The organism is Micromonospora sp. NPDC049101 (assembly GCF_040648675.1).
Lineage (GTDB): Bacteria > Actinomycetota > Actinomycetes > Mycobacteriales > Micromonosporaceae > Micromonospora.
Genome location: NZ_JBEZED010000032.1, coordinates 72,440 through 90,658, shown reverse-complemented (window position 1 = coordinate 90,658; position 18,219 = coordinate 72,440). Strand labels below are relative to the sequence as shown.

General features: G+C 71.4%; 14 protein-coding genes. 9 read left to right on the top strand and 5 right to left on the bottom strand.

Features of this window, described 5'->3' with window-relative positions; translation table 11 throughout:
- Window positions 1-258: 258 nt before the first annotated feature.
- From AB0B57_RS31640 to AB0B57_RS31615, 6 genes are all read left to right on the top strand, one after another.
- Window positions 259-1,290, top strand: coding sequence for a LacI family DNA-binding transcriptional regulator (locus tag AB0B57_RS31640; protein WP_357078169.1), 1,032 nt, complete (start codon window positions 259-261; stop codon window positions 1,288-1,290).
- Window positions 1,291-1,367: 77 nt separating this feature from the next.
- A complete protein-coding gene (locus tag AB0B57_RS31635; protein ID WP_357078125.1) occupies window positions 1,368-2,672 on the top strand; it encodes an extracellular solute-binding protein in 1,305 nt (434 codons plus the stop codon).
- A gap of 67 nt (window positions 2,673-2,739) precedes the next feature.
- Window positions 2,740-3,708 carry a sugar ABC transporter permease gene (locus tag AB0B57_RS31630; protein ID WP_357078122.1) on the top strand — a complete coding sequence of 323 codons (969 nt, stop codon included), beginning with the start codon at window positions 2,740-2,742 and terminating at the stop codon, window positions 3,706-3,708.
- Window position 3,709: 1 nt separating this feature from the next.
- A complete protein-coding gene (locus AB0B57_RS31625) occupies window positions 3,710-4,582 on the top strand; it encodes a carbohydrate ABC transporter permease (RefSeq protein WP_357078119.1) in 873 nt (290 codons plus the stop codon).
- The gene (gene yicI, locus AB0B57_RS31620) at window positions 4,579-6,810 is read left to right on the top strand and encodes an alpha-xylosidase (RefSeq protein WP_357078116.1); all 2,232 of its coding nucleotides are present in this window, start codon (window positions 4,579-4,581) and stop codon (window positions 6,808-6,810) included. Before AB0B57_RS31625 ends, yicI begins: the two co-directional genes overlap by 4 nt.
- Entirely contained in the window at window positions 6,807-8,216 is a 1,410-nt protein-coding gene (locus tag AB0B57_RS31615) for a GH1 family beta-glucosidase (RefSeq protein ID WP_357078113.1), read from the top strand. The genes yicI and AB0B57_RS31615 overlap by 4 nt, the downstream gene beginning before the upstream one ends.
- A gap of 222 nt (window positions 8,217-8,438) precedes the next feature.
- Here AB0B57_RS31615 and AB0B57_RS31610 read toward each other — a convergent pair whose 3' ends face one another.
- From AB0B57_RS31610 to AB0B57_RS31595, 4 genes are all read right to left on the bottom strand, one after another.
- Entirely contained in the window at window positions 8,439-9,782 is a 1,344-nt protein-coding gene (locus tag AB0B57_RS31610; RefSeq protein WP_357078165.1) for a choice-of-anchor A family protein, read from the bottom strand.
- Between the two features lie 229 nt (window positions 9,783-10,011).
- Window positions 10,012-10,770 (bottom strand): hypothetical protein, encoded by a 759-nt coding sequence (locus AB0B57_RS31605; protein ID WP_357078110.1) that lies wholly within the window; start codon window positions 10,768-10,770, stop codon window positions 10,012-10,014.
- Window positions 10,771-10,827: 57 nt separating this feature from the next.
- Window positions 10,828-11,421, bottom strand: coding sequence for a nucleotidyltransferase family protein (locus tag AB0B57_RS31600; protein WP_357078107.1), 594 nt, complete (start codon window positions 11,419-11,421; stop codon window positions 10,828-10,830).
- Between the two features lie 158 nt (window positions 11,422-11,579).
- Window positions 11,580-12,392: an NAD(P)H-binding protein gene (locus AB0B57_RS31595; RefSeq protein ID WP_357078104.1), complete on the bottom strand. Its 813-nt coding sequence runs from the start codon at window positions 12,390-12,392 to the stop codon at window positions 11,580-11,582.
- A gap of 79 nt (window positions 12,393-12,471) precedes the next feature.
- Here AB0B57_RS31595 and AB0B57_RS31590 point away from each other — a divergent pair, with 79 nt between their 5' ends.
- Window positions 12,472-12,885 (top strand): helix-turn-helix domain-containing protein, encoded by a 414-nt coding sequence (locus tag AB0B57_RS31590; protein WP_357078100.1) that lies wholly within the window; start codon window positions 12,472-12,474, stop codon window positions 12,883-12,885.
- Window positions 12,886-12,915: 30 nt separating this feature from the next.
- On the opposite strand, the gene AB0B57_RS31585 is transcribed toward AB0B57_RS31590, so the two are convergent.
- Complete coding sequence (locus AB0B57_RS31585) at window positions 12,916-14,625, bottom strand: bifunctional 3'-5' exonuclease/DNA polymerase (protein ID WP_357078162.1); 1,710 nt, start codon at window positions 14,623-14,625, stop codon at window positions 12,916-12,918.
- A 120-nt stretch (window positions 14,626-14,745) separates the two neighbouring features.
- On the opposite strand from AB0B57_RS31585, the gene AB0B57_RS31580 reads away from it, so the two are divergent.
- Window positions 14,746-16,470, top strand: coding sequence for an ABC transporter ATP-binding protein (locus AB0B57_RS31580; RefSeq protein ID WP_357078097.1), 1,725 nt, complete (start codon window positions 14,746-14,748; stop codon window positions 16,468-16,470).
- Window positions 16,471-16,520: 50 nt separating this feature from the next.
- Window positions 16,521-18,218 (top strand): ABC transporter ATP-binding protein, encoded by a 1,698-nt coding sequence (locus AB0B57_RS31575; RefSeq protein ID WP_357078159.1) that lies wholly within the window; start codon window positions 16,521-16,523, stop codon window positions 18,216-18,218.
- The last annotated feature ends 1 nt before the right edge of the window (window position 18,219 follow it).

Sequence of the window (18,219 nt, the reverse complement as noted above, 5' to 3'; positions counted from 1 at the left end):
ACGGGCGGGCAGGACGGGCGGGCAGGACGGGCGGGCAGGACGGGCGGGCAGGACGGGCGGGCAGGACGGGCGGGCAGGACGGGCGGGCAGGACGGGCGGGCAGGACGGGATCGCGCTGCTCCGAATTCTCTTCGACATCGGCTATTGACGTCGCCGTAACAGGTGGCCTAGCGTCTGTCGAACCGCTTCGTCGAAGCGTTTCGACGATCATGCGGGAGCGATCCCACGCCTGGCCAGAGGAGGTGCGCGGTGGCCACCATGCACGACGTCGCCCGCCTCGCGGGCGTCTCGGTCAGCACCGTCTCGTACGTGCTCACCGGCGCCCGGCCGATCTCGCAGGCCACCCGGGGCAAGGTGCTCGCCGCGATGGCCGAGCTCGACTACCAGCCCAACGCGATGGCCCGTGGCCTGGCCAGTCGCCGCAGTCGGATCCTCGGCCTGCTGATGCCGATGGACGAGCGCGGCCTCGGTGCCACCGAAACCGCATTCGTCACCGGCGCCGCGGCGGCGGCCAGCGCGGCCGGCTACCACCTGGTGCTCTCGCCGGTCGGTGGTGGTGACCTCGACGACCTGCGTCGGCTGGCCACCCAGCGGATGCTCGACGGTGTCGTGCTGATGGAGGTCCAGCTCGCCGACGAGCGGGTCACCGTGCTCCAGGAGGCCGGCGTACCGCTGGTCCTGATCGGCCGCACCGGCGACACCAGCGCGCTCTCCTACGTCGACATCGACTTCGACCAGACTGTCAGGGAGGCCGTCGCGCACCTGGTCGGTCTCGGGCACCGGCGGATCGTCTACGTCAACCACTCGGCCGCGACGGTGGCCAGCGGTTACGGGCCCGCGCTGCGTACCCGGGACGCCTTTGTCGCGGCGATGACCGGGCACGGTCTCGACCCGCTGATGATCACGGCCGAGGACAGCGCCGCCGGCGGTCGCGCGGCCCTGGCCGCCGCGTTCGCGCAGGCCCCGGAGCTGACCGCCGTGCTGGCCATGAACGAGACCGCGATCTTCGGCATCCTCGGCGAGCTGACCGGGCGTGGGTTGTCGGTGCCCGAGGACGTCTCCGTCGTCTCGATGGTCACCTCGACGCAGGTGGCCGAGTTGGCGACCCCGGCGCTGACCGCGATGACGTCACCCGGGTCGGCGCTGGGTCGGATCGCGATCGAGGCGCTGGTGCGCCACCTGGACGGCCCCGGCGATCAACGCCACCAGCAGTTGCTGCCCTGCGCATTAGAGATCCGGGGATCGACAGCCGCACCACGAAGCCGCCACCTCATGGGGGCTGACCAGTAGGAACGGCCCGCCGCCGCGCTGCAACGCGACGACGGGCCCCGTGCAGTACCGCTAGATACTCAACGAGGAGGATTGTAATGCAGCGACTCCGCCGGATCGTCGCCGCGATCGCCCTGGCGGCGACCGCGACGACCACCGTGGCCGCCTGCGGCGGTGGCGACAACGGGGACGACAGCGACGCCAAGGTTCTCAAGCTCTGGCACTACGAGAGCGAGAACAGCGCCATGGGGGTCGGCTGGAACAAGGCCATCGAGATCTTCAAGACCGAGCACCCGGGCGTCGAGGTGCGCTTCGAGCGCAAGGCGTTCGAACAGATCCAGCAGAACGCCGGCATGATCATCAACTCGTCCGAGGGCCCGGACATCATGGAGTACAACAAGGGCAACGCGACCGCCGGTCTGCTCTCCACCCAGGGCCTGCTCTCCGACCTGAGCGCCGAGGCCGACAAGCGCGGCTGGGCCGGCAAGCTCAGCCCCAGCCTGCAGACCACCGCCCGCTACAGCGACAAGGGTGTGATGGGCTCGGGCAAGTGGTTCGGCGTGCCGAACTACGGCGAGTACGTCACGGTCTACTACAACAAGGACCTGTTCCAGCGCAACGGCGTCAAGGTGCCGACCAGCATGGCCGAGATGACCGCCGCGATGGACACCTTCGTCGGCAAGGGCGTCACCCCACTGGGCATGGCCGGCGCCGAGTACCCGGCCGGGCAGCTCTTCTACCAGCTCGCCCTGTCCAAGGGTGACCGGCAGTTCGTCGACAACTACCAGCTCTACAAGAACCCGGTCGACTTCAAGGCCGACCCCCTCAAGTACGGCGCGGACACCTTCGCCGAGTGGGTGCGCAAGGGCTACGTCGCCAAGAACTCGGCAAGCCTCAAGGCCGAGGACATGGGCACCGCCTTCATCGGTGGCAAGGTTCCGATGATCGTCTCGGGTAGCTGGTGGTTCGGCCGGTTCAAGACCGAGATGAAGGCCAACTGGGACACCTTCCTCTTCCCCGGCAACACCCTGCAGGCCGGCTCCTCCGGCAACCTCTGGGTCGTCCCGGAGAACAGCAAGGCCAAGAGCCTGGCGTACGACTTCATCGACATCACCCTGCGTCCGGAGATCCAGGACCTGATCGGCAACAACGGTGGTGTTCCGATCGCCGCCGACGCGTCGAAGATCAGCGACCCGAAGGACCGCAAGCTGATCGAGGACTTCAACACGGTCAGCAAGTCCGACGGGCTCGCCTTCTACCCGGACTGGCCGGTCCCCGGCTACTACGACGTGCTGGTCTCCGGCTTCCAGGGCCTGATCAACGGCTCCAAGTCCCCCGACCAGGTTCTCGACGCGATCGCCAAGCCGTACGCCGACGGCGTCAAGGAGATCACCGGCAAGTGACACGGCGAGCGGCGGGCGCGACCGGTACGACCGGCGCGCCCGCCCGCCCCGCCGGGAAGGATCTTCCATGGCAGTCTCCGAGACCGTCGCCGCCACACCATCAGCCGCGACGCCCACCCCGCCCGCGCCCAGCCGCAGACGCCGCGGCCGCGACGCGGCGTACTGGCTCTACCTGCTCCCCGGAGCGGTGCTCTTCCTCCTGGTGATCGGCGCACCCCTGGTCGGCACCCTCTACCTGTCGTTGACCAAGTGGTCCGGCATCGGTGACCCCAGGTGGGTCGGCCTGGACAACTACCAGCAGTTGATGCAGGACGACGTGTTCTGGGCGTCGTTCCGCAACACCGTCTGGATGATCGTCGCGATGGTGGTGGTGCCCACCCTGCTCGGGCTGTTGCTCGCCGCGGTGCTCTTCGACGTGATCGGCCGGCGGTTCAAGCCTCGCACCGCCGCCGCGCTGCGGGCCGCGTTCTACCTCCCGCAGGTGCTGCCCGTCGTGGTGGCGGGCATCGTCTGGGGCTGGATCCTGCGCCCCGACGGCGCGTTCAACAGCCTGCTCGACGCGGTCGGTCTGGGCGCGCTGCGCCACGACTGGCTCGGCGACCCGGGCACCGCCCTGCCGGCCGTGATGGCGGTGATGATCTGGGTGCAGATCGGCTACCCCGTGGTCGTCTTCATGGCGGCGCTGCAGCGGGTCGATCCGGAGCTGTACGAGGCGGCCGAGGTCGACGGCGCGAACTGGGTCCACCGGTTCCGCGCGATCACCCTCCCGCAGATCCGGCCGGAAACCTTCGTGGTGGCCCTGACCTGCACCATCGCCGCGCTGAAGGTGTTCGGGCCGATCTTCGCCCTGACCCGGGGCGGCCCGGACAACGCCACGAACGTGCCGAGCTACTTCGCGTACTACACGTTCTTCAAGAAGTTGCAGGTCGGCTACGGCTCCGCGATCTCCACGGTGCTTACCCTGATCATCGTTCTGGTGGCCGTGGTCTTCATCTGGATGCAGGCGCGCAGCGAGCGCCGGGACCGGGGGAACTGAGATGGCCGTCATCACTCCGCTGCCCGTCCGGGGCCCCGTACCCGATCGGCACCACCGCGGCGTCAGCCGCTGGATCGTGCTCGCCCTGGTCGTCCTCGGCGCGCTGGTCATGCTCGTGCCGTTCGCGTTCATGCTGCTCAACGCGTTCAAGTCGCCAGGTGACTACTCGTCGAGTGGCCCGTTGAGCTGGCCGAGCGAGTTCTACACCAAGGGTCTGCGCACGTACTGGACCGAGGTGAACTTCCCGCTCAAGCTCTGGAACTCGGCGTTCATCGCCGGCTCCGTGGCCGTGCTCGGCGTCGCCGTGTCACTGCTCAACGCGTACGCCCTGGGCATCGGCCGGGTCCGTGGCCGGCTCTGGATCGTCGGGTTGTTCCTGCTGGCCAACATGCTGCCGCAGGAGGCACTGATCTACCCGCTGTACTACGTGGCGAAGCAGATCGGCCTCTACAACACCCAGCTTTCGGTGATCATCATCTTCACCGTCATCCAGAGTGCGTTCGGCACCTACCTGCTCGCCTCGGTGCTGGGGACGTTCCCGCGTTCGCTGCTGGAGGCCGCCGCGCTCGACGGCGCCGGCAAGTGGACGGTGCTGTGGCGGGTGGTCTTCCCCAACCTGCGGCCCACCCTCTCGGTGCTGCTCATCTTCTTCTTCATCTGGACGTGGAACGAGTTCCTCATCCCGCTGGTCATGCTGATCGACAACCAGACGCAGACGATCCCGGTCGCGCTCGCGTCGCTGCAGGGTGACCGGCTGATGGACGCTCCGACCACGAACGCCGGCGCCCTGATCAGCCTGGTGCCGGCGATCCTCTTCTTCCTCATCTTCCAGCGCACCCTGGCGCGCGGCATCACGGCAGGAGCCGAGAAGTGAAGTTCACCGACGGGTACTGGCAACTACGCCCCGGTGTCAGCGTCCTACGCCCCGGCGTGGTGGAGTCGGTCGAGCCGGACGAGCGCGGCTTCACCGTCTTCGCGCCGACCGCCCCGATCACCGGTCGCGGCGACACCCTGAACCGTGCCCTGGTCACCGTCCGGTTCTTCTCCCCCGCCCCCGGCGTCATCGGGGTGACCATCGCCCACCACACCGGCGGGCTGCCCCGCGAGCCGCACTTCGGGCTGAGCACCGACGAGACGCACCCGGTCACCGTCGACGTCACCGGGATCAGCGCGACGCTGACCACCGGTGAGCTGACCGCGCGGGTCGCGCTCGTCGACGGGTGGCGGGTCGAGTTCCGGCACGGCGACCGGCTGGTCACCGCGTCCACCGGGCGCAGCATCGGCGTCGTCACCGACGCCGAGGGCCGCCGGCACGTGCACGAGCGGCTCGCGCTCGGTGTCGGCGAGACGGTGTACGGGTTGGGCGAGCGCTTCGGCCCGTTCGTCAAGAACGGGCAGACCGTCGACATCTGGAACGCCGACGGTGGCACCGCCAGCGAGCAGGCGTACAAGAACGTGCCGTTCTACCTCAGCAGCGCCGGCTACGGGGTGTTCGTCGACCACCCGGAGCACGTGTCGTTCGAGGTCGGCTCCGAGGTCGTCGCGCAGAACCAGTTCAGCGTCGAGGGGCAGTCGCTCACCTACCACGTCATCGACGGGCCCGACCCGAAGGACGTGCTGCGCCGCTACACCGCCCTCACCGGCCGACCGGCCCGCATCCCCGCCTGGTCGTACGGGCTGTGGCTGTCCACCTCGTTCACCACCTCGTACGACGAGAAGACGGTGACCGAGTTCGTCGACGGGATGGCCGAGCGCGGGCTGCCGCTGTCGGTGTTCCACTTCGACTGCTTCTGGATGCGCCAGTTCCACTGGGTCGACTTCGTCTGGGACCCGGCGACCTTCCCCGACCCGGAGGGGATGCTGCGCCGGCTGCACGAGCGGGACCTGAAGGTGTGCGTCTGGATCAACCCGTACATCGCGCAGCGCTCGTACCTGTTCGAGGAGGGCCGCGAGGCCGGCTACCTGGTCCGCAACCCGGACGGGTCGGTCTGGCAGTGGGACAAGTGGCAGGCCGGCATGGCGCTCGTGGACTTCACCAACCCGGACGCGGTGCGCTGGTTCACCGGCAAGCTCAAAGCCCTGCTGGACATGGGCGTCGACTGCTTCAAGACCGACTTCGGTGAGCGCATCCCGACCGACGTGGTGTGGCACGACGGCTCGGACCCGCAGCGGATGCACAACTACTACTCCTACCTCTACAACAAGGCGGTCTTCGAGCTGTTGGAGACCGAGCGCGGCAAGGGCGAGGCGGTGCTGTTCGCCCGTTCGGCCACCGCCGGGGGGCAGCAGTTCCCGGTGCACTGGGGCGGCGACTGCGAGTCGACGTTCGTCGCGATGGCCGAGTCGCTGCGCGGCGGGTTGTCGCTGGCCGCGTCCGGCTTCGGCTACTGGAGCCACGACATCGGCGGCTTCGAGGGCACCCCCGATCCAGCCGTGTTCAAGCGGTGGGTCGCGTTCGGGCTGCTCTCCTCACACTCGCGGCTGCACGGCTCCGGCTCGTACCGGGTGCCGTGGGCGTTCGACGACGAGGCCGTGGACGTGCTGCGGCACTTCACCCGGCTCAAGCTCGGCCTGATGCCGTACCTCGCGGCCGCCGCCCAGGAGGCGCACCGCGACGGTACGCCGGTGATGCGCCCGATGTTCCTGGAGTTCCCGGACGACCCGGCCACGGCGCACCTGGACCGCCAGTACATGCTCGGCCCGGACGTGCTTGTCGCGCCGGTGTTCAGCGCCGACGGCGACGTCACCTACTACGTGCCCGCCGGCACCTGGACCCACCTGGTCAGCGGCGCGCAGGTCACCGGCCCGGCGTGGGTCACCGAGAAGCACGCGTTCGACAGCCTGCCGGTGCTGGCCCGGCCCGGCGCGGTCATCCCGTTCGGCTCCCGCACCGACCGACCGGACTACGAGTGGGCCGACGATGTGCGGCTGCGGCTGTACGCACCGGCCGAGGGGCAGCGGACCCGGGTCCGGGTACCGTCACCCGGGGACGGGCCGGGCGCCGAGTTCGACGTGCGCTACGAGGGCGGGACGGCCAGTGCGGAACTGGTCGCCGGTGCCTCGACGGGCTACAGCTGCGAGATCCAGGGGACGGAACGATGACGCGACACCACTTCCCGGAGAGCTTCGTCTGGGGGTCGGCGACAGCCTCGTACCAGATCGAGGGTGCGGCCACCGAGGACGGCCGCGGACCGTCCATCTGGGACACCTACAGCCACACGCCTGGTCGGACGCTCAACGGCGACACCGGCGACGTGGCCGCTGACCACTACCACCGGTGGGCCGACGACCTGGGGCACATCGCCGATCTCGGGCTCAGCGCGTACCGGTTCTCCATCGCCTGGCCGCGGGTGCAGCCGGGCGGCTCGGGCCGCTTCAACCAGGCCGGCGTCGACTTCTACTCGCGGCTGGTGGACGGTCTGCTGGAGCGGGGCATCCGTCCGGTGGCCACCATGTACCACTGGGACCTGCCGCAGGAGTTGGAGGACGCCGGCGGCTGGGCGGCACGGGAGACCGCGTTGCGCTTCCAGGAGTACGCGGCCGGCATCGTCGGTGCGCTGGGCGACCGGGTGCACACCTGGACGACGCTCAACGAGCCGTGGTGCTCGGCGTACCTGGGCTACGCCTCCGGCGTGCACGCCCCGGGTCGGACCGAGCCGGCGGCGGCGCTGGCCGCGGTGCACCACCTCAACCTCGCGCACGGCCTGGCCGGTCGGGTGGTCCGGGAGCTGGCGCCGGCCGCCGAGTTGTCGGTGACGCTCAACCTGCACGTCATCCGGGGCGCCTCCGACTCGGCGGCCGACTCCGACGCGGTGCGGCGGATCGACGCCCTGGCCAACCGGGCGTTCCTCGGGCCGATGCTGGACGGTGAATACCCGGCCGACCTGCTGGCCGACACGGCGTCGGTCACCGACTGGTCGTTCGTCCGTGCGGGCGACGAGAAGCTGATCGCGGTGCCGTTGGACGTGCTGGGGGTCAACTACTACTCCAGCACCCTGGTCCGGGCCTGGGACGGGGTGTCGGCCCGCTCCGACGCCGACGGGCACGGTGCGTCGACGTCGACGCCGTGGGTCGCCGCCGACAACGTCGACTTCCTGCCGCAGCCCGGCCCGTACACGGCGATGGGGTGGAACATTGACCCGCCGGCCCTGACCGAGTTGCTGCTGCGCCTGCACCGGGAATACCCCAGCCAGCCGATGATGATCACCGAGAACGGCGCGGCGTTCGACGACGTGGTGTCGGCCGACGGCCGGATCCACGACGACCGGCGGATCGACTACCTGCGCCGGCACATCGGTGCGATGGCCGACGCCCGCGCGCAGGGTGCCGACGTCCGTGGCTACTTCGTCTGGTCGCTGCTGGACAACTTCGAGTGGGGCTACGGCTACGACCGCCGCTTCGGGATCATCCGCGTCGACTACGACACGCAGGTCCGCACCTGGAAGGACAGCGCGCACTGGTACCAGCGGCTGGCCGCCACCGGCGAGCTGGACTCGGCGCAGGACTGAGGTCTGCCACGCCCGCTCCGATCACCACCGGTCGGGCGGCCATGCCCTGACGAGCGTGATGCCGGTGAGTCATCTTGATGACTCACCGGCATCACACGTTCTGGGATGCGCGACGCGACGCCTCCCGCGGCTCGCGATTGACGACGTGCGCCACTGCCTCTCAGGTGCCTGACCTGGCGTCGGTGGGTCCAGGACCCTGTCCTGGACCCACCATCACCGGTCTTAGTTCTCGTTACGTCGCAGTCTCAGTCGGGCCAGCAGTAGCAGGGCCACACCGAGGCCGACTCCGGCGCTCCCTATCCCCAGCATCGGCCAGGTCGAGGTGCCGGTGACCGGCAACGGGTGCTTGGTCGGGTAGCCCGTCGGGCTCACCGGCGGCTGGGTCGTCGGTGCGGAGGTCGGCCCGGTCGGTGTCGGCGTGGGCAGCGTCGGTGTGGGCGTCGGCCCCGTCGGTGTGGGCGTCGGCCCGGTCGGTGTGGGCGTCGGCCCGGTCGGTGTGGGCGTCGGCCCGGTCGGTGTGGGGGTCGGTGTCGTCGGTGTGGGGGTCGGTGTCGACGCTGTTGGCGTCGGCGTCGGTTGGGAGCAGTTCAGCAGCGTCGAGAACGGGAAGTCGTGGATCTCCCCGCCGTCGTGCGTCAGCGTCCGGCTGATGATGCTTCCCTCGATGTTGCCGTTCGTCGCGGCATTCAGGGCGGCGTTGGGCGCGTAGATCGTGCCCTCCAGCGTCGCGCTGTCGTCGGTGAGGGTGATCGAGGTGGCGGTCGGGAGGTTGAACAGAATGTATCTGGCCTGGTCTCCACCGATTCCGGCGAAGTTCGGCACCCGCCAGACGAACGCGTCAGAGACGTCGCTGGTGTCCACGTTGACCAGCAGTGGCGTGTCGGCGGTGGGCTGGTCGGCGAAGGTGAGCACCGAGATGTTGGCAAGATCGCTGGCGGACAGGTTGAGCACGTTCGTGACACCGGGGGCGAGGTTGACCACCGCGTTGCTGCCCGGCGGAACGGGCCGGGGCAACGGGGCACCCTCCGGGGTGGTCAGCACGACGTTCTGCTGACAGGTGGCCAGGCTGGTGGCGGTCGCGCGGAAACCCTCGAACGCGCTGCCGAAATCCAGCGGCGAGGAGGGGCCGACACTCGCCACGGGTTGCCGGGTCACGAGCTCGACCCGGGGTGATGCCTCGTAGTCGTCCACCGGCAGGACCCGGGTGTTGACCTGGGCGCCGTTGTTGTCGGTGTCGCGGACGAAGGTGCCGGTCAGGTCGCCGACCTTCACGTAGCCGCTCCCCAACACCTGCAACCGCGACCCGGGGACGCTGGCGGCGAAGTCGACCCGGCCGCCCACCAGCAGGGCCGTCGGATTACTGTCCGGCGGCACCACAAAAGACCCGGCGCTGCTCCCGGCGACCTGATAGTTGCCGAAGCTGAGGTTGCCCCCGACCGCGATGGTCCCCTCGTTCTCGGCACCAATCAGCCGCGCGTCTCCGGCGGTCATGACCAGGAAGCCCTGCGTGCCGGCCACCGGATCGACGGCTAGCCGGGGCTGGGCCTCGGAGGTGGTCGCCAGCATCGCCAGCACGACTGCTGTCGCCCCGCCCACCAGGGGCAGAAGCAGGCGTCGAGTGCCCACCCCGGTCTTCGCTCTCATCTGCACTGTCTCAGCAAAGGTCACGAACCGGTAACGAGCCCCCTCGCGGCAAGGGGTGCCCGGTCCAGGAAATCACCCAAAAGGTGATGCATCGCCCAAACCACCCCATCAGCGGCTCGGCCCGGAGTCACCGGAGAGGGGCTGGCCCCGATCAGGGGGTGGGCAGGTCGGCGCAGAGCTTGCTCGGGAAGGCCGGCTCGGTGGCGCGGACGCGTCCGCAGCCGGCCTCCGTCGAGCTGGCGATCCTCTTCCAGCCGCCCTGGCCGGCCCACCGCAGGAAATAGCGGCGCACGTTGACCGACGAGTCGCAGCCGGGCCGCGCCTCGACACCGCACGGCACCGGATCGAACGGCACCGTCATGACCAACCAGGCGCCGTCGCAGCCCTCGACCGATCCGGTGGAGTGCCGGGACACGTCCATGCCGCGGACCACGACGCCGACCCACGCCTGGTCACAGTGGTCCTTCGGCATCGGACCGCACCCGAACGTCGGGTCGCAGCGGTGGTACGCCGCGCCGTCGACCTTCCACGGCTCCTGGTTGAGCACGACGGTCCGGCCGGCGATCGGCCCCGACGCTGTCAACGTCACCTCGGCCGGTGTGTGGGTGGGGCAGGCCCCGACCACCGCGGACAGGCGCGATTCCTGCACCACGTCGGCGTGGACGCGGTTGTTCTCCTCGACGAGGTTGGTGATTCGCGGGTTCCGGGAGCAACCGTCCGCGTCACCCGGCAGCGCCACGGTCAGCACGAGCGAGCGCAGGTCCGTGCCGACCCGGACGGCCGTGACGTCAGCCTGGTAGGTGGCCCAACCGGCGTCTGCGGTCGGGCCGTCCCGCACCGGCGTTTCGCCCGGCCTGGCGCAGCTGACGAGCGCGGCCAGGCACAGCAGGGCGGTGGCGAGTCGACGCATGGCACCGAGTATCGCCGCTGGGCGGCCCGGCACATCAGCACGGATACTCAGGCCACCTCAGACCCCGACCCGCTGCGGCGGGACGGTCAGGCCGTAGAGCGCCATCAGCTCCGGGGTGTCGACGCGGCTGCCGTCGGCCACCGAGTCGCAGGCGATGTCGACGATCTGGTCCTTGTGCGCCAGCAGGTACGGTCGGGCGCCCACGTCGGCGCTGGCCAGGGTGGCGATGCCGGGCCAGTGCCGGCGGCCGAACAGCATCGGGTAGCCGCGCAGCCCGTCGTAGGTGGCGCAGACCAACACATCGGGGTACGGCAGTGCGGCCACCCGGCGAACCGCGACGGCGGTCAGCCCCGGCATGTCGACGGGGACCACCACCACCGCCTCGATCCCCTCGTCGTCCAGGGCGGCCAGACCGGCCCGGATGGACGAGCCGACCCCGGTGCCCCACGCCTTGTTGATGACGACTGTGGCCCGGCCCAGGTCGGCGGTTTCCCGGACCTGCTCGGCGGCGGCACCCAGCACGACCACGATGCGTTCGCAGCCCGCCTCGGTCATCGTGTCGATCATCTGGTTGACCAGTGGCTTCTCGCCCTGGTGCAGCAGCGCCTCGGGACCACCGATCCGTCGTCCCCCGCCCGCGGCGATGATCATTCCTGCGATCCCGTTCAGCTGCGCCCCCTCCAGCGTGGGACCGACCGTGACCGGTCCGCCCCTCCTACGGACACTGCAACGAGGACGGCCAGCCGAGAGTAGCGGGGCGAAAAGGAGAAATAGTGCAATCGTTATACACCACTCCGCTGATTCGACGATCAGGACGACAAACGTGCGGCGGCGAGCGCGACCGGCATCGCGTCCCGCGGCGGCCGACCCAGCAACCCGGCGAGGTCCGCGTGCCCGCCAGCGAGGAAACCGGCCGCCGTCGCCGAGTAGATCGACATCAGCATGGCTGGCTGGAAGGGCAGCAGGTTCAGATCGTCCAGGGCGCGCCGCTGCGCACCCAGCGACACCGGGCGATAGGGCACCTCCAGCGCCTCGGCAAGTGCGGCCGCCGTCAGCGCGACCGGGCCGGTCAGCTCGTACACCCGGCCACGGTGCACGGTCGGGTCGTGGGCCACCCGCACGGCGGCGTCGGCGAGATCCTGCCGGGTCACCGCAGCCAACCCTCCCGTCCCGAACGGAGCCGCCACCACACCGCCTACCGGCGCCGCCAACTGACCGAACAACTCGGCGTAGATCCCGTTGCGCAAGATGGTCCACCCCAGGGCGCTCTCCTGAAGGCGGCGCTCGGTCCACCGGTGCGCCAGCGCGAACGCCAGGTGGTCACCACCGCCGGCCAGGCTCGTGTAGACGACATGTTCCACCCCGTACCGCTCGGCGGCCGCGATGACCCGGCCGTGGCGGGCGATGACGACGTCGTCCTCGCCGTAGCCGGCGGAGACCAGCACCAGCACGCGAACCCCCGCCAGGTCCGGGCCCGCCGGGTCGTCGAAGTCCATGGCGCGACCAGAGTCGCCGTACGGGGCGGGACTCCGGGAGCCAGCCAACGGCGACATTCCCCGGGCGAACAGCCCGGCGTGGATGAGTGAACCCAGGTGCCCGGAGGCACCGGTGACCAGCAGCATGGCGATCCTTCCAATGGTACTGATCAGGAACTAACCTCATCGTTGGGAACCACCGGACCGGGCACAAGGAGGCACTTCCGTGTCAGTAGGCCACACCGCGGTAACCGCCGCCCTCGAACCCTGCGGGCTGCCCGAGCACCCGGACTGCGGGATCCGCGACGTGCTCGACCGCATCGGCGACAAGTGGTCGGTGCTGGCGATCGTCGAGCTGTCCGTCGGCACCAGGCGTTTCCGCGAGCTGCAACGCGCCATCCACGGCATCTCGCAGCGGATGCTCACCCTCACCCTGCGCCGCCTGGAACGGGACGGCCTGGTGCTGCGGACGGTCTTCCCGACCGTCCCGGCGACGGTGACCTACGAGCTGACCGACCGCGGCCGAAGCCTTACCCACCTGGTTCGGCAGTTGACCGACTGGTCACTGGCGCACAAGGACGCGATTGCCGAATCCCGCCAGGCGTGGGACGCGGCGAACCCGGGGTCAGCCGTCTCCTGACCCGATCGGCCGCCGGGCGGGCCACCCAGGTCAGGCCGCGTCGGCGTAGCAGTCCACGATGGACAGGTCGAGCGGAAACCGGACCGGCGTGGCACCGAAGAGCAGCGTGGAGGCCCGCTCGCCGCACCGGGTGACGGCCGCGGCGACCGCATCCGCCTGCGCGGCCGGCGCGTGCACGACCACCTCGTCGTGCTGGAAGAAGACCAACTCCGCGTCGGTGTCGGCCAACTCCGTGCGCAGCGTGGCAAGCAACGTGGAGGCCCACTCGGCAGCGGTGGCCTGGATGACGAAGTTACGTGTGAAACGACCCCTCGACCGCGCGGCCCGCGCCCGGGGACCCTGCGGATCGGCCGCCGCGTCCGGGTCGGAGGGCGCGTCGTCCGGATCGCCGAACCCCACCGAGCCGGGCGGGCACGTCCGCCCCAGCCAGGACCGCACCAGCCCACCCGCCTCGCCGGTGCGCGCCGCCGCCTCGACGAAGGCGAACGCCGTCGGGTAACTACGCTTCAGCACCGCCAACGCGGGCACCGCCGCGCCGCCGGTCTGCCCGTACATCGCGCCGAGCAGCGCCACCTTGGCCTTGGCCCGGTCGCCGCCGAACGAGTCGCGGGCCAGCGCGGCGTAGAGGTCGCCGGCCCCGCCCGCCGCCGCCAGCCGGGCGTCGCCGGAGACCGCCGCCAGCACCCGTGGCTCCAACTGGCCGGCGTCGGCGACCACCAACCGCCAGCCCGGATCGGCCACCACCGCCCGGCGGATCACCTTCGGGATCTGCAACGCGCCACCGCCCCGGGTCGCCCAGCGGCCGGAGACGACCCCGGCGGGCACGTACTCCGGTCGGAACCGCCCGTCGCGCACCCACTGCTCGAGCCAGGACCAGCCGTGCGCCGTCCAGATCCGGTAGAGCTCCTTGTATTCCAACAGCAGCGGCACCGCCGGATGGTCGACCCCGCGCAGCACCCAGGCCCGGGTGCTGGGCAGCTCCACCCCGACCCGGGCGAACGCCTTCAGCAGCTCCGCCGGGGAGTCGGCGTGCAGGCGGCGTACGCCGAACGCGTCGGCCATCCGTGCGGCCAGCTCGGCGAGTCGGCGTGGTGGGCCACCGACCGGGGACGCCTCGCCGAGCAGCTCGTGCAGGATCTCGTCGTGCACGTCGGCACGCCACGGCAACCCGGCGGCACCCATCTCCACCGCGATCAGCGCGCCAGCCGACTCGGCGGCCACCAGCAACCGGAACCGGCCCGGGTGCTCGGTCGCGGCGACGCGGGCGAGCTGGTCGGCGTACACCTGGATCAGTGCGTCGATGCCCGGCCCCGACGGGCCGGGCAGCGTGTCGAAGAGCGCGCCCTGGCCGTGCCCGGGAGGCGCGGCGGCGCGCGGTGGTGGGTCGGGCGGCACCGGCGCACCGGTCAGGCGGGCCCAGGCCGCGGCCAGCGCGCGGGGCTCGCCCCAGCGGCCCGCCTGCCCGAGCAGCAACGCCTCGGTCAACTCCACGTCGTGGCACCTGTCGACCCGGACGCCGGCACGCAGCAGCGGCGGGTAGACGGAGGTGGCGGCGGACCAGACCCAACGCGGATGCTCGGCGGCCTCGCGGGCGGCGACCGCGGCGACCAGGTCGACGACGGGCTCGGTCGGACCGAGCGGCCGGCCGGCCGAGTCCAGTGGGCAGAGCACTCCCCCACCTCGCTCGTCGGACACCACCGCCACCAGCACGAACGTGATTCTGCCTCTCCCGTGCGACAGAACCGGAGGCGGACCTCACCGGCGTCGGGTCCCTGCGGTGTCGGGGACGGTCGGTAGCGTGGTCGGGTGCCCCCAGAGATCCCGCATTCCGATCCCGGCACTCCCGACACCCGGGGTCCGATGCGATACCTGTGGTGGCTGGTCCGCTGCCAACCCTGGCGGGTGCTGCGCGGCAGCCTGATCGGCACGGCCTGGATGGTCGGGCTCTCCGCCCGGCCCTACCTGATCTACCGCGCCGTCGACGACGGGCTGCGCCCGGGAGACACGCGCGCCCTGGTGTTCTGGGTCGCGGCGATCGTCGTCGCGGGGGTGGCCCTGTCCTACCTCGGCATCATGCGGCACCGCACGATGACCTTCATCCGGGAGGACGCCAAGGCCCGCTCGGCGGAGGTGCTGCTGCGCCACCTGTCCCGCATCGGCGCGGTGCTGCCCCGCCGGGTCGGCGCGGGTGAGGTGTCCACCATCGGCGGCTCCGACATCGACTGGACCGCGCAGGTGCTGACGCTGACCGGGCCGGGCGTCGGCGCGGTCGTCGCGTACGCGATCATCGCCGTGGTGCTCTGGGCGATCTCCCCGCTGCTGGCGCTCTGCGTGCTGGTGGGAGTGCCGGCGGTCGGCCTGGTCGTCGGGCCGCTGCTGCGCCGCCTGGAGCGGGTCGAGTCGGTCTACCGCCGGCAGCAGGGCGCGCTCACCGCCCGCTCCGGCGACATCGTGGCGGGGCTGCGGGTGCTCGCCGGGGTGGGCGGCCGGGACCTGTTCGCCCGGCGGTACGCGGCCAGGTCCCAGGAGCTACGCGCGGAGGGCTACCGGGTCGGCGCGGTCTACAGCTGGATCGACGCGGCGACTGTCGCCATCCCCGGGTTGTTCCTGGCGGCGGTGGTGTGGCTGACGGCTCGGATGGCGGTGACCGGTGCCGTCACGATCGGCGAGCTGGTGGCCGTCTACGGCTACGTGGCGACCCTGATCGTGCCGGTGTGGTTCCTGCTGGAGGGCAGTCACCAGCTGATCCGGGGGCGGGTCGCGGCCCGGCGGATCGCCGACCTGCTCAACGTGGCCCCGGACGAGGTCGGTGGCCCGGGTCGCCGGTGGTCGGGCGCGGTGCCCGACGCACGCCGGCCGGGTGCCCTGGCCGCACCGGCCGGCCCCGCCGACCTGCACGACCCCCAGAGCGGCCTGACCGTGCCCGCCGGCCGGCTGACCGGGGTCGCCGCCGACGACCCGGCGGTGGCCGTGGCGCTGGCCGACCGGCTCGGCCGGTACGTCCTCAGCGACACCACCTGGGGCGGTGTGCCGTTGACCGCTGTCGCCCTGGACGAGGTCCGTTCCCGGATCGTGGTCGCCGACCACGACTCGTACCTCTTCGCCGGGACACTGCGCGACGTGCTGCGCCCCGGGGCCGACGACGACCGGATCCGGGCGGCTCTGCGGACCGCCTCGGCGGACGACATCGTCGACGCCCTGCCCGCCGGGCTGGACACCCCGCTGGACGCGCGCGCCCGGACGCTCTCCGGCGGTCAACGCCAACGGGTCCGCCTGGCCCGGGCTCTCCTCGCCGAGCCGGAGGTGCTGATCCTCGTCGACCCGACCTCGGCGGTGGACGCGCACACCGAGGCGCGGATCGCCGAACGGCTGCGTGCCGCGCGGGCCGGGCGGACGACCGTGGTGATCGCCACGTCGCCGCTGCTGCTCGGCCGCGCCGACGTGGTCGCGTTCCTGAGCGCCGGCCGGATCACCGCCACCGGCAGCCACGCCGACCTGCTCGACGCCGACGCCGCCTACCGGCACCTGGTGGCCCGGGGCAGTGCCGACCTCGACCAGCCCACCGACACCGAGGTCTACCGGTGAACCGGCTGCCGGTGGCCGACCGCCGCACCGTACGTCGCGCCCTGCGCGACATGATCGGTCGGCATCGCCGGGCGGTCGGCGTCGTGCTGGCGCTGCACTGCGCCGCCGCGGTCGCCGGCCTCGCCCCGCCGTGGCTGCTGGGCACCATCGTCGACCGGGTCACCGCCGGCACGGGTGTGGCCACCGTGGACCGGCTGGCGCTGGCCATCACCGGCTGTGTCCTGGTCAGCGCGCTGCTCTCCCGCTACGCCCAGTACGCCGGCCACCGCTTCGGTGAGCGGGCCGTCGCCGAGCTGCGCGAGGAGTTCGTCTCCCGCACCCTCGGCCTGCCGGTGTCGGTCGTCGAGCGCGCCGGCTCCGGCGACCTGGCCACCCGCAGCTCGGTCGACGTGGCGACGGTCGGGACCACCGTGCGCAACGTGGTGCCCACCATCGTCATCGCGTCCGTGCAGTTGACGTTGCTGTTCGGGGCGATCTTCCTGCTGCATCCGCTGCTCGGCCTGGCGGCGCTGGCCGGGCTCCCGTCGATCGTGGCGACCACCAGGTGGTATCTGCGGCGGGCCAGCCCCGCGTACCTCACCGAGGGCGCGGCGGCCGCCGAGTTGACCGAGACGCTCACCACCACCGCCGAGGGCGCCCGCACGGTGGAGGCGCTGCGGCTGACCGACGACCGGGTCCGGCACGGCACCAGCCGGATCGCGCGGCTGTGGCAGGCCCGACGGGTGACCCTGGCGCTGCGTACGGTGTACTTCTCGGTCGTCGAGGCCAGCTATCCGCTGCCGATCGCCGTGGTCCTGCTCGTCGGCGGTTACCTGCTCTCCCGGGAGGTGGTCTCGCTCGGCGCGGTGGTCGCCGCCGCGCTCTACCTGCAACAGGCGATCGATCCGATGGACCGGCTGTTGCAGTGGACCGAGCAGGCGCAGCGCGGCTTCGCGTCGTACGCCCGGGTGCTCGGCGTCGGCATGGTCCCGCCGGAGGCGCCCGGTCGGGCGGCCACCTCGCGGGGCGAGCGGGTCGTCGTCCGCGGGGCGCGGTTCTCCTACTCCGGAGGGCCGGACGTGCTGCACGGCATCGACCTGGAGGTGCAGCCGGGTGAGCGGCTGGCCGTCGTCGGTCCGTCGGGTGCCGGCAAGTCCACCCTGGCCCGGTTGCTGGCCGGGATCGACGCGCCACGCCACGGCGTGGTCAGCATCGGTGGCTGCCCAGTCACCGACCTCGACCCCGCGGAACGTCGGCGGCGGATCGCCCTGGTCACGCAGGAGCACCACGTCTTCATCGGCTCGGTGCGCGACAACCTCTCCTTCGCCGCGCCGGACGCGTCGGACGAGCAGATGCACGCCGCGCTGGTCACCGTGGGCGCCGACTGGTATGTGGGGCTGCCCGACGGTCTGGACACCCAGCTCGGCGACGGGGCCCGGCAGCTCGGCGCGGCCGAGGCACAGCAGCTCGCGCTGGCCCGGCTGGTGCTCGCCGACCCGCACACGCTGATCCTCGACGAGGCGACCGCCGCGCTCGACCCGAGCACCGCCCGTCGTACCGAACGGGCGCTGGCCGCCGTGCTGGTCGGGCGGACGGTCATCGCGATCGCGCACCGGCTCAACACCGCGCACGACGCCGACCGGGTCGCCGTGCTGGCCGACGGCCGGATCACCGAGATCGGCAGCCACGACGACCTGGTGGCCGCCGACGGGGCGTACGCCGCGCTCTGGCACTCGTGGCACAGCCAGGCCGACGAGCGCCCGAGGTGAT

Coding starts and splice junctions, on each gene's coding strand:
- AB0B57_RS31640 (WP_357078169.1), top strand. CDS start 259: ATGCACGACGTCGCCCGCCTCGCGGGCGTCTCGGTCAGCACCGTCTCG.
- AB0B57_RS31580 (WP_357078097.1), top strand. CDS start 14,746: ATGCGATACCTGTGGTGGCTGGTCCGCTGCCAACCCTGGCGGGTGCTG.
- AB0B57_RS31615 (WP_357078113.1), top strand. CDS start 6,807: ATGACGCGACACCACTTCCCGGAGAGCTTCGTCTGGGGGTCGGCGACA.
- AB0B57_RS31595 (WP_357078104.1), bottom strand. CDS start 12,392: ATGCTGCTGGTCACCGGTGCCTCCGGGCACCTGGGTTCACTCATCCAC.
- AB0B57_RS31610 (WP_357078165.1), bottom strand. CDS start 9,782: ATGCTGGCGACCACCTCCGAGGCCCAGCCCCGGCTAGCCGTCGATCCG.
- AB0B57_RS31625 (WP_357078119.1), top strand. CDS start 3,710: ATGGCCGTCATCACTCCGCTGCCCGTCCGGGGCCCCGTACCCGATCGG.
- AB0B57_RS31630 (WP_357078122.1), top strand. CDS start 2,740: ATGGCAGTCTCCGAGACCGTCGCCGCCACACCATCAGCCGCGACGCCC.
- AB0B57_RS31575 (WP_357078159.1), top strand. CDS start 16,521: ATGATCGGTCGGCATCGCCGGGCGGTCGGCGTCGTGCTGGCGCTGCAC.
- AB0B57_RS31635 (WP_357078125.1), top strand. CDS start 1,368: ATGCAGCGACTCCGCCGGATCGTCGCCGCGATCGCCCTGGCGGCGACC.
- AB0B57_RS31600 (WP_357078107.1), bottom strand. CDS start 11,421: ATGATCATCGCCGCGGGCGGGGGACGACGGATCGGTGGTCCCGAGGCG.
- AB0B57_RS31605 (WP_357078110.1), bottom strand. CDS start 10,770: ATGCGTCGACTCGCCACCGCCCTGCTGTGCCTGGCCGCGCTCGTCAGC.